8 protein-coding genes and 1 pseudogene are annotated in these 11,649 nt (G+C 54.8%); 6 read left to right on the top strand and 3 right to left on the bottom strand.

What is annotated here, in order from left to right; translation table 11 throughout:
• Positions 1-53 precede the first annotated feature (53 nt).
• Both ggt and rarD read right to left on the bottom strand, forming a co-directional pair.
• Positions 54-1,799: a gamma-glutamyltransferase gene (gene ggt, locus P4S53_RS07135; protein WP_337112121.1), complete on the bottom strand. Its 1,746-nt coding sequence runs from the start codon at positions 1,797-1,799 to the stop codon at positions 54-56.
• Between the two features lie 114 nt (positions 1,800-1,913).
• Positions 1,914-2,825, bottom strand: coding sequence for an EamA family transporter RarD (gene rarD / locus P4S53_RS07130; protein WP_337112120.1), 912 nt, complete (start codon positions 2,823-2,825; stop codon positions 1,914-1,916).
• 199 nt (positions 2,826-3,024) lie between these two features.
• On the opposite strand from rarD, the gene recQ reads away from it, so the two are divergent.
• From recQ to P4S53_RS07110, 4 genes are all read left to right on the top strand, one after another.
• A complete protein-coding gene (gene recQ / locus P4S53_RS07125) occupies positions 3,025-4,872 on the top strand; it encodes an ATP-dependent DNA helicase RecQ (protein WP_337112119.1) in 1,848 nt (615 codons plus the stop codon).
• Between the two features lie 287 nt (positions 4,873-5,159).
• Positions 5,160-5,477, top strand: a complete 318-nt coding sequence (locus tag P4S53_RS07120; protein WP_337112118.1) for a DUF3630 family protein — start codon at positions 5,160-5,162, stop codon at positions 5,475-5,477.
• A gap of 156 nt (positions 5,478-5,633) precedes the next feature.
• Positions 5,634-6,311 (top strand): 7-cyano-7-deazaguanine/7-aminomethyl-7-deazaguanine transporter, encoded by a 678-nt coding sequence (locus tag P4S53_RS07115; RefSeq protein ID WP_337112117.1) that lies wholly within the window; start codon positions 5,634-5,636, stop codon positions 6,309-6,311.
• A 58-nt stretch (positions 6,312-6,369) separates the two neighbouring features.
• Complete coding sequence (locus tag P4S53_RS07110; protein ID WP_337112116.1) at positions 6,370-6,813, top strand: GNAT family N-acetyltransferase; 444 nt, start codon at positions 6,370-6,372, stop codon at positions 6,811-6,813.
• Positions 6,814-7,310: 497 nt separating this feature from the next.
• Here the strand turns inward: P4S53_RS07110 and elbB are convergent.
• Positions 7,311-7,960, bottom strand: a pseudogene (gene elbB, locus P4S53_RS07105) (isoprenoid biosynthesis glyoxalase ElbB).
• Between the two features lie 326 nt (positions 7,961-8,286).
• Here elbB and polA point away from each other — a divergent pair.
• Both polA and P4S53_RS22615 read left to right on the top strand, forming a co-directional pair.
• Complete coding sequence (gene polA / locus P4S53_RS07100; protein WP_337112115.1) at positions 8,287-11,073, top strand: DNA polymerase I; 2,787 nt, start codon at positions 8,287-8,289, stop codon at positions 11,071-11,073.
• Positions 11,074-11,269: 196 nt separating this feature from the next.
• Positions 11,270-11,323, top strand: a complete 54-nt coding sequence (locus P4S53_RS22615) for a hypothetical protein (protein ID WP_442957015.1) — start codon at positions 11,270-11,272, stop codon at positions 11,321-11,323.
• The last annotated feature ends 326 nt before the right edge of the window (positions 11,324-11,649 follow it).

Here is an 11,649-nt window from a genome sequence, read left to right as displayed (position 1 = left end):
TTCTCCTCAGGAGGGCGGCGCGTTTTTGATCCTGCCTTACAGGATAGGGGCGCTTACTGAGCGACCACTTTCCCTTCCCGGCGCGGGTCGGCGGCCCCATTGAGCTGACCGCGGAACAGGCCGATCGCCTGAACACCTGAGTTGAGCGGCTTGATCTGAACCTCAAAGCCCAGCTTTTCCAGCTCCGGTGCCCAGTGCTCAGCACTGGTGCCCTGCTCGAGTTCGAACGGGCCGAAGCGATTGTTCATGTTGGGCAGATCGATCGCCTGCTGCAGGCTCAATCCCCAGTCGAGGTGAGCGATCAGGGTTTTGGCGACATAGCCGATGATCTGGCTGCCGCCCGGTGAACCGATGGCCACGACCGGCTGGTTGTCTTTCAGCACGATGGTCGGCGCCATAGACGAGCGTGGACGTTTGCCGGGTTCGACCCGGTTGGCAATCGGGATGCCATGGTCGTGGGTGCTGAATGAAAAGTCGGTCAGTTCATTGTTGAGCAGGAAACCGCGCACCATCAGACGGGAACCAAACCCGTTCTCAATCGTGGTGGTCATCGACAATACGTTCCTGTCTTTATCGACAATCACCAGATGGCTGGTGGAGGGCAGCTCCAGCGCATTATCCTGACCGTAATTCACAGCATGTGACCAGGGCGGCAGGCCTGCGCTGACTTCTGGCAACGCCTGGCTGCTTTTCAGCAGGCCGGCCCGCTGGCTGAGGTAATCTTTGTCTAACAGTCCCTCGGTCGGCATCGGGACATAATCACTGTCTGCCATATAGCGGCCGCGGTCAGCAAAGGCCAGACGGGATGCATCGCCAATCAAATGCCAGCTCAGTGCTTTTTGCGGTCCCAGCTCTTTCATCGGGAAGTGACTCAGCATCCCCAGGATCTGACCCAGCGTCAGCGCCCCGGAACTGGGTGGACCCATACCGCACACGTCATACTGGCGATACGGCGCGCAGACCGCCGGACGTTCTTTGACCTGATAGGTGGCCAGATCCATGGTGTTGAGCACCCCGGGATTCCCTTCGGCGTTGCGCACGGTTTTGACGATGTCTTTGGCAATCTCACCGTGATAAAACGCGCTGGCGCCGCGTTCAGCAATTTGCTGCAGGGTATCGGAATAAGCGGGGTTCTTGAGTGTATCGCCGGCTTTCAGCGCCTGCCCGTTGGGGAAGAAGTACGCTTTGGTGGTCGGCCAGCGCTGCAGGCGTTCGCTGTCTTCCTGCACTAATTGCGCCAGTCGCGGGCTGATGGTAAAGCCGTCACGGGCCAAGGTAATGGCGGGTTCAAACAGATCTTTCCAGGCCAATTTGCCCAAACGCTGGTGGGTATGCCACATCAGTTTGACTGTGCCTGGGGTGCCGACAGAGCGGCCACCGACCACAGCATCGTAGAAAGCTAAAGGCTTGCCGTTTTCATCCTGGAACAGCTGCGGCGTGACTTCGGCCGGGGCCGTTTCACGGCCGTCGAAGGTGGTCAGGGCTTCTTTTTGACTGTCCCAGTAGACCAGAAATGCGCCCCCTCCCAGACCGGAGGATTGCGGTTCGGTCAGCCCCAGCACCAGCTGCGCGGCAATCATGGCATCAATGGCATTGCCGCCTTTGGCCAGCATCGCGGCCCCGGCATCACTGGCATACGGGTTGGCGGTGGCGATCATCCACGCTTTACCTGTGACCTGCGCGTTACGCTGAAAGCCCGTGGCCCCTTCCGGGGCGATGAGATCGGTGGCTTGTTCACTGTAGGCAGAGGCGGAGAGCAAGGCGCAGGTCAGAGCCAGCGCAAGGGACGTCCTTTTCATGGCTTATCCTTCTGAAAATGGTTTGGAATCAGTCAATAAGAGTAGGTGTTTTTAACACAGATTGCCCACGGGTGTGAGCAATCTGTGTGTGACATGGCAAGCGGGCGGGCAGCGTCAGGCGATTTGGGCTTTCTTGCGGCTCTGGCGGTGACCCTTGATGCCATCGTAGCTGAACAGCACCAGCGCAACCCAGATGCAGGCAAATGTCAGGCTCTTGTCGGCACTGAATTGCTCACCGTACACGGCGACGGCCAGCAGAAACATCAGGCTGGGGCCGATGTACTGGAAAAAGCCCAAGGTCGACAGTTTGAGCTTGGTGGCCGCGCCGGTAAAGCACAGCAAGGGCAGTGTGGTGACGATCCCTGCCGCCATCAGCAGCAGGTTGGTGTCCAGGCTGTTCAGCGTCCAGTCCGAGGTCGGGCTGCTGGCGAACAGCAACACATAGCCCAGCGCCAGTGGCAGCAGGATGCTGGTTTCCATGAACAGGCCGGTCTGGGCATCCAGATTGACCTTTTTGCGCAGCAGGCCGTAGACACCAAAACTGGCCGCCAGCACCAGGGCGACCCAGGGCAGGGAGCCGAAATGGATTAACTGTACCAGCACGCCGCCGGCGGCCAGTGCAACCGCCAGCCATTGCAGCGGACGCAGCCGCTCGCCCAGAAACACCATGCCCAGCAGCACATTGAGCAGCGGATTGATGAAATAGCCCAGGCTGGCATCCAGCATATAGTTGCTGTTCACTGCCCAGATAAAGATCAGCCAGTTGGCCCCGATGATGACCGAGCTGGCCAGCAGCATCAGCAGGACTCTGGGCTGTTTGAGGACCTGACGGACTTTGCCCCAGCCCTTGCCAAGAAAGATTAATCCCGCCAGAAAAAGGAAAGACCAGAGAATGCGGTGGCTGAGGATTTCCAGAGGACTGACGCTTTGCAGCATCTTAAAATAAATCGGTGCAATGCCCCACATGGTGTAGGCGGCAATAGCCAGTATGACCCCGCGTTGGGTCGTTTTTGCTTGCTCGTCCATGCTATTCCAGTACGTTATGGTCAATATTGAGAGGAAGGTATGGGCATTTTGCTAGATATGCCCGAACGGGCAGTATAATGCCAGCCAGAACTAATTGACCAGCGACTTCTTTTGCTGGTCCGGTTACCGTGAGGCTGGCGCTCCCATCCGGGATCTGAATGGTATAGAATAGCCGGCTGTGTTCATCAAGAGTGAAGTCATGTCCGCCTCAACCCCTGATCTCAGCCGTGCCGTTCCATCCGCCAACAGCGAGCAGATTCTGCAGCAGGTGTTTGGCTACCAGTCTTTCCGGCCCGGCCAGCAGGCAGTGATCGAGGCTGTGGCGTCCGGCCGTGATTGCCTGGTGATCTTACCGACCGGGGGCGGCAAGTCGCTCTGTTATCAGATCCCGGCCCTGATGCGCGAAGGGCTGACGCTGGTGATCTCCCCGCTGATTTCACTGATGAAAGATCAGGTTGACCAGCTGCAGGCCAATGGCGTGGCAGCCGGGTGCCTCAATTCGACCATGTCCGCGGAGGCGATACAGTCGACCTGGCAGGGGATGGCAGACGGCACGCTCAAGCTGGTGTACGTGTCGCCGGAACGGGTGGTGAGCCGCGATTTTATTGACCGGCTCAGTGGCTTGCCGGTCAGCCTGCTGGCCGTGGATGAAGCGCACTGCATTTCCCAGTGGGGGCATGATTTTCGGCCTGAGTATGCGTCCCTGGGCATGCTCAAGCAGCACTTCCCCGCCATGCCTGTGATTGCCCTCACCGCCACAGCCGACGATACCACCCGGCAGGACATCATGAACCGGCTGGCACTGGATGCGCCTTTTACCCATCTGGGCAGTTTTGACCGTCCCAATATTCGCTATACCCTGCAGGAAAAGTACAAGCCGATGGCGCAACTGGTGCGCTTTTTAGCCAGCGTTCGCGGCCAGAGCGGCATTATTTACTGTAACAGCCGCAAGAAAGTGGAACAGGTGGCCGAGAAGCTCACCGAGCAGGGGATACGCGCGGCGGCTTATCATGCCGGGCTGGACCACGACGAGCGGATCCGGGTGCAGGAAGGGTTCCAGCGCGATGACATTCAGGTGGTCGCCGCCACGGTCGCCTTCGGGATGGGGATCAACAAACCCAATGTCCGTTTCGTGGTCCATTTTGATATTCCGCGCAATATCGAATCCTATTATCAGGAAACCGGCCGTGCCGGGCGAGATGGTCTGCCCGCCGAAGCCGTGATGTTTTATGACCCGGCCGATCTGGCCTGGCTGCGCCGCTGTCTGGATGAAAAAGAGGAAGGCCCGCAAAAGCAGGTTGAAAGTCACAAGCTCAATGCCATGGGGGCGTTTGCCGAGGCACAGACCTGTCGCCGCCAGGTGCTGCTGCATTATTTTGGCGAGCACAGTGAGCACGCCTGCGGTAACTGCGATATCTGTATTGATCCGCCGCAGCATTTTGAGGCACTGGAAATGGCGCAGAAGGCGCTGTCCTGTGTCTACCGGGTGAATCAGCGCTTTGGAGTCCACCATGTGGTTGATGTCCTGCGCGGCCTGCAAAATGCCAAAGTCCGGGAGCAGGGGCATGACAAGCTCAGTACCTACGGTATTGGCCGCGAGCACAGCCATGAATTCTGGGTCAGTATTGTGCGCCAGCTGATCCACCGCGGCTTCCTGACTCAGAACATCGTCAACAGCTCCACCCTGCAGCTGACCGAAAAGGCGCGCGCAGTGCTGCGCGGAGAGAGCAGCCTGCAGCTGGCGGTGCCGCGGATTGACAGCAGCACGCGTGGCAACAACCGTCAGGATAACCGGCTCAAACGCCAGTACGACAAGAAACTGTTTTCCAAACTGCGGATGGTACGGAAAGCGATTGCCGACGACGAATCGCTGCCGCCCTATGTGGTCTTCAATGATGCCAGCCTGATGGAAATGGCCGAGCGTTTACCGACCTCTGAAGGTGAATTGCTGGCCGTCAACGGTGTCGGTCAGCGGAAGCTGGAAAAATACGGCAAGGTGTTTTTATCGGTGATCGAAGAGCATTTGCTGGCTGCCGCTGAGTATTAACCGGGCCGAAGGCAAAAAAATACCGGACAATCCTGGATTATCCGGCAGAGAGTGTAGCAGATACAAAATCGAGATTTTGTGTACTACAAAACAGCTTGCGTATTGGGGTGAGAATGCAATTCATCACCACAGTGTTACCCGGCTAGGCCTCCTGGCCGTCAAGGCAACCGGGCGATAAGACCACGAATCCCCGCCCATTGCTATGCCTTGCTTATGCTTTGATACGTTAATACACACTTACTTACACCATCACTGCCCGGCAGCGCCGGAGACTGGAATGACACCCAATGATTAATCCGACTGACATCCGTTTTGGCGTTCGCGAGTTCGACCTGGCACAGGGTTGTTTGCATTTGCTGACCCCGGATTTTGACTACGACAGCTTTGCCGATGTCGCGCAGGCACTGGTTAATGTACTGGGGGCGAGTGTGGTAGAAAAAGAGGCCAATGCCGATTTACATATCTGGCTGATCGATTTTGAAGGTTGCCGGATGATGCTGAAAGGCGAGCATTACAGTACGGCGATGTGGCTGGAATTACTCAGCCGGGATGACAGTGACACCCTGGCCTTTCTGGCAAGCTGGCTCGAAAAGTTGACTCGGTAATCAAATTTTAACTGCAAACGTTTGCCATCCCCTGTGGTGTCTTGGCAGTCGGATTGGTTACTGTATAATCAGCGCCTTTGGTAACAGCACTGGACATAAAATGTGCTGTTGATGTGTTTGGGTTCCCTCGCCCCCATTTGACAAAAAGGTCTGTTGATGACGACTTCTCCTTTCTCGCCCGCCCAGCAGCGCCAGGCTCTGTGGATTCTGGTCTTGTTCCACCTGGTGATCATTGCCTCCAGCAACTATCTGGTTCAGATCCCCTTTACCCTGTTTGGTGTCCATACCACCTGGGGCGCTTTTACCTTCCCGTTTATTTTTCTGGCCACCGATCTGACGGTCCGGATTTACGGGGCCAGCATGGCGCGTCAGATCATTACCCGGGTGATGCTGCCGGCCCTGGCGGTATCTTATCTCCTCTCTGTGGTTTTCTATCAGGGCGCTTTTCAGGGGCTCGCGCCGCTGGGTGAGTTGAATCTCTTTGTGGCCCGGATCGCGATTGCCAGCTTTATGGCCTATCTGCTGGGACAGATCCTGGATGTGTCTGTGTTTAACCGCCTGCGCCAGTGCAAGCAATGGTGGATAGCGCCCACTTGCTCGACGGTATTCGGTAATGCGATTGATACCATTGCTTTCTTCGCCATCGCCTTTTACCAGAGCCCGGATGCCTTTATGGCCGAGCACTGGGTGGAAATTGCCCTGGTGGATTATGGCGTCAAATTGATCATCAGCCTGGGCCTGTTTGTGCCTATGTACGGCGTACTGCTCAATTATCTGGTGAAACGGCTGACCGGTCTGCGACCTCAGCTTGAGCCCTCGCAGGGGCTGTCATAAACTCAAAGCCGGCAAGCGCCGGCTTTTTTGTGGGCCGCAACTGAGTGTGGGAGCTGTGATGAACATACGAGAAGCCAGTCTGGCTGAGGCAGCCAGCGTGCTGGCCAGAATTAAAGAATTCGATCACCCTGAGACAGAGCACAGCCTGGCCACCCGGGTGCGCGGGCGTTGCCCTTTGATTCTGGTGGCGGAAATCGAGGGTGAACTGGTGGGGGTGAAAATTGGCTATAGCCTGTCGGAAACCTGTTATTACAGCTGGCTTGGCGGCGTGGTGGCAGAAGTGCGTCACAACGGGGTGGCTCAGGCGCTGATGAACACTCAGGAAGCCTGGGTCAAAGCGCAGGGCTATCTGGAGCTGAGAGTCAAATCCCGTAATCGTTACCCTTCGATGCTGAGACTGTTACTGAGAAACGGCTACCAGATAGAGCATATGGAGAAGAAAGACGGCATCCAGGATTACCGCCTGCATTTCGTGAAAAGCTGGGATCAAGAAAGTAAATAAAAACTATTCGCAAATAATGCTTGATCAATAAATGAGAATGGTTATTATTAACTTGCTTTCAGCGAGAAACGAACAGCAAGGCGTTTCTGGTCTGATGGCACGACATTGCTCACATTGCTTCCAGTGTACTTTAGCGAAGGCAGATATTGAGTGTAGGGCTGAATATGCTGTCGACTTTTGCTTAGCGGTGCTTGTTTTCAAGCACCGCTTTTTCTTTTTCTCTGTCAGAAGACGGGTAAGACAAGTCATAAGCTGGCGAAGGCCTTGAATTTATTGATGAATGAAAATTATTATCAATTAACGCTTGCAAAGGTAATGAGAATGGTTATTATTAACTCGCACTCAGCGGGAAGTAAGCAGTAATAGTTTCCGTATGAAGGCACGACATTGCTCACATTGCTTCCAGTAATACAGCTTGGTCAGGTTTTTGGTGTAGGGCTAAAGACAATGACTACTTCTGCTGAGCGGCGCTTGTATCAAGCGCCGCTTTTTCTTTTTCAGGCCATTTTGACCAGTTGCTGCACCAGCTTGTTGATCCCGCTGGCCGCTTCTGAGATTGAGCCTGCCAGCATGTAAGCCGGCGTGCTTAACAGACAGCGCTCCTGATCCAGCACAAACTCATCGACAGGGCAGTCAATATGATCGCCGCCCATGGCGCGAAATGCACTGGCCACCTCTTTCTCATCGCCTATGGTGCCTTTTGCGCCCTTGCCATAAATCTGGGGATCAATACCGGGGCAATGCACAGATAAGCCGCCGGTTTCTGCGCCCGGGCAAATTCCTGGCAGGCACGCTTGACTTCCGGGTGGATCTGGCAGGATGCACCTTTGATGGCGAAGTCTGACAGGTTTTTGGCTGCACCGAAGCCGCCCGGCAGCAGCAGGGCATCGAAGTCTCGTGCGCTGAGTTCCGCCACATCCTGGATCTGGCCCCGGGCAATGCGCGAGGCTTCGATCAGCACATTGCGGGTTTCATCCATCGGCTCGCCGGTCATATGGTTAATCACATGGTGTTGATCCACGTTCGGGGCGAAACAGTGCCAGCTGGCACCGGCCTGCTCGATGGCGTACAGTGCCAGCACAGCTTCATGGATCTCGCTGCCGTCAAAGACACCGGAACCGCTTAATATCACTGCAACCTTTTTCATCTTGGCCTCCTTTTTGTTCAACCTTGGGGAATTTGGCATCGCTTTGACCGATTACACCGCCATCTGATAACTTTTTCCACACTTGATGATCTTTACAGGATCAAGGGTTACTTTTGGTTATATATTTTAAGTTAATGATTTTTATGTAATTTAAATCGTGTTTCTCAAGTTATTCAAAAAAAGATCATCAGGCTTATTCCAAAAACTCACAAACTTATCCACAGGCGGAGTGATCCAGGAAGGGAAAAACTTCTGTTAACACTCGGCACATCTCATGGCATCCTAAGACCCTGATCCTTTTATCTTCCAGATACAGACAATCCATTATGGCAACTATTCCAGAAAATCCACTGATCCTGATCGATGGTTCCTCGTATCTTTATCGTGCCTATCATGCTTCACCCAATTTCACTAACTCAGATGGTGAACCAACCGGGGCTGTGTATGGCGTGGTAAATATGTTGCGTAGCATGCTGCGTCAATTTGCGACGGAACACATTGCCGTTGTCTTTGATGCCAAAGGCAAGACCTTCCGCGATGAGCTCTATCCCGAGTATAAAGCGCATCGCCCGCCGATGCCGGATGATTTGCGTGCCCAGATAGAACCTTTACACGCCATCATCAAAGCCATGGGCCTGCCGCTGATTTGCGAACCCGGGGTCGAGGCTGATGATGTCATCGGCACGCTGGCTCGTCAGGCTTCCCAGGCCGGGATGCCTGTGCTGATCAGTACCGGCGATAAAGACATGGCGCAGCTGGTGGATGAGAACGTTACCCTGATCAACACCATGACGGGTGTGGTGATGGATCCGGACGGAGTCCGGGAAAAGTTTGGTATCGGTCCGGAACTGATCATTGATTATCTGGCCCTGATGGGAGACAAGGTCGACAACATTCCCGGTGTGCCTGGTGTGGGTGACAAGACAGCCACCGCCTTGCTGACCGGGATTGGCGGCCTGAAAGATCTGTATGACAACCTGGATGCGATTGCAGCGCTGGGTTTTCGTGGCTCGAAAACCATGGCCAAAAAACTGGAAGAGAACCGCGAAGCGGCAATGATGTCCTATGAGCTGGCCACCATCAAGCTGGATGTTGCGCTTGAGTTCAGTCCGCAGGAGCTGCAAAAAGGCACCCCGGATATTGATGAGCTGACCCGACTGTTCGGCAAACTGCAATTTCGTCGCTGGCTGGCAGAAATGCTCGACGGCAGTGATGGCCGCATAGTCGCGGATGGCGCCGCCACCATTGCGACCCAAGACAGTGAGCCGACGCAATCGTCGGCCCCGGCCCCGGTGATTGACCGCAGCGGCTATGAAGTGGTGCTGGACGAAGCCCGTTTCACTGAGTGGCTGGAGATACTCAAACAATCGGATGTCTTTGCCTTTGATACCGAAACGGACAACCTCGATTACATGGTCGCTAATCTGGTCGGCTTGTCATTTGCGGCTGAAGAAGGCAAAGCGGCTTATGTGCCTGTGGCCCATGATTATCTGGATGCGCCGTCGCAGCTGGACCGCGACTGGGTGATCGCCCAGCTGAAACCTTTGCTGGAAGATCCGGCGCAGGCCAAAGTGGGCCAGAACCTCAAATATGATGCCAGCGTGCTGGCGCGCTATGGGGTGACCATGCAGGGCATACGCTTCGATACCATGCTGGAGTCGTATGTGTACAACAGTGTGGTGGGCCGCCATGATATGGACAGCCTGTCGCTGCGTTATCTGGAACACAAAACCATCAGTTTCGAAGACATTGCCGGCAAAGGGAAGAAACAGCTGACCTTCAACCAGATCGATCTGGAACAGGCCGGCCCTTATGCCGCAGAAGATGCGGATATCACCCTGCGGCTGCATCACCTGCTGATCGGCAAGCTCAATGCGGATCCCAAACTGAAAAGCGTGCTGGATGAGATCGAAATGCCGCTGGTGCCTGTGCTGTCTCGCATGGAGCGCACGGGTGTGCTGCTCGATGCCAGTTTGCTGACTGCACAGTCGCAGGAAATTGCGGTGCGGTTAGATGAGATCCAGGCCAAAGCTTACGACGTGGCCGGTGAGGAGTTTAATCTCAGCTCGCCCAAACAGCTGCAGGCGATCCTGTTTGAGAAAATGGGTTTGCCTGTGGTCAAGAAAACCCCTTCCGGTACTCCATCGACCAATGAAGAAGTGTTGCAGGAGCTGGCATTGGATTATCCGCTGCCGAAGCTGCTGCTGGAGCACCGCGGACTGGCGAAACTCAAATCGACTTATACCGACAAGCTGCCGCGTATGATTAACCCGGAGACCAAACGGGTACATACGTCATACCATCAAGCGGTCGCGGCAACGGGGCGTCTGTCGTCGACCGATCCGAACCTGCAGAACATTCCGATTCGCAACGAACAAGGGCGTCGGATCCGCCAGGCCTTTATCGCACCGCCAGGCTACAAGATTCTGGCGGTCGACTACTCTCAGATTGAGCTGAGGATCATGGCCCATCTGTCCGGTGACAAAGCGCTGCTTGATGCCTTCCGCCACGGCAAAGATATTCACGCCGCGACCGCGGCCGAGATCCTCGGTCTGCCGATCGAAGACGTCACCAGCGAACAGCGCCGTCGTGCCAAAGCCATTAACTTTGGTTTGATATACGGCATGAGTGCCTTTGGTCTGGCAAAACAGCTGGGGATGGGCCGGAACGAGGCGCAGCAATACATGAATGTGTATTTTGAGCGCTACCCGGGCGTACTGGAATATATGGAAAGCACCCGTACCCAGGCCAGCGAGCAAGGGTATGTAGAAACCCTGTTTGGCCGTCGTCTTTATCTGCCGGATATCAAATCGCGTAACGCCATTCGCCGCAAAGCGGCGGAGCGGGCGGCGATCAATGCCCCGATGCAGGGCACGGCGGCGGATATCATCAAACGTGCCATGGTGGCTGTCGATCACTGGATCCAGACACAAGACAGCGACCGTGTCCGTCTGCTGATGCAGGTACACGATGAACTGGTGTTTGAAGTGAAAGAATCAGAGCTGGAAAGTGTGGCGAAGTCGGTTTGCGAGCTGATGGAAGCCGCTGCCGAGCTGGATGTGCCACTTATCGCGGATGCAGGCAGTGGTGACAACTGGGACCAGGCGCATTAATTCCTCTCAGCGTGCACTGGTAAACATGTAATAAAGTCGTCAAAAACCGGCCCGCAGGCCGGTTTTTTTCAACCTGAATCAGGGTTTATCAAATTTTTGTATAATTTAATTACGTCTTGTATGAAAAAAACTACGGAAAGGGCTTTTTTCTCTGCACACTTGATATACAGTTAGCGGCGTAGGGTACAGAGGTAAGATGTTCTATCTTTCAGACCTTTTGTTTCACGTTATTGGATTTGGCTTTTTTTAGCCGCCCTGGTCATTTGGCCAGGGCGTTTTTATTTGTCGCCAGCCAAGTGATTACCCGCCTTCATCCCCCGACTGTTGCTCACCATCTTTGGTATAAATTCTCCCTTTGCTGACAATATTTGCTGACACTCTGTGCATCTTGGCCAGGAATCGCAGCGAATCTGACGCGTCAGCCCGGCGTTCCCTATATTGCGGATGACCCGGGCGAAGCCTTGAGGAATAAAAATTAGAGTAATTACTTTAATAATATTCATGAGGCGTTTATAATGCAGCCTGCTTCTTGTTCATATTTGTCGGGCTGAGCGAAGACATTGCCAGCCGACTGAT

The organism is Photobacterium sp. Hal280 (genome assembly GCF_037162255.1).
In the GTDB taxonomy this organism is placed as follows: domain Bacteria; phylum Pseudomonadota; class Gammaproteobacteria; order Enterobacterales; family Vibrionaceae; genus Photobacterium.
The sequence above is the reverse complement of the archived record's forward strand: the minus strand, read 5'-3'. Positions and strand labels throughout refer to the sequence as shown.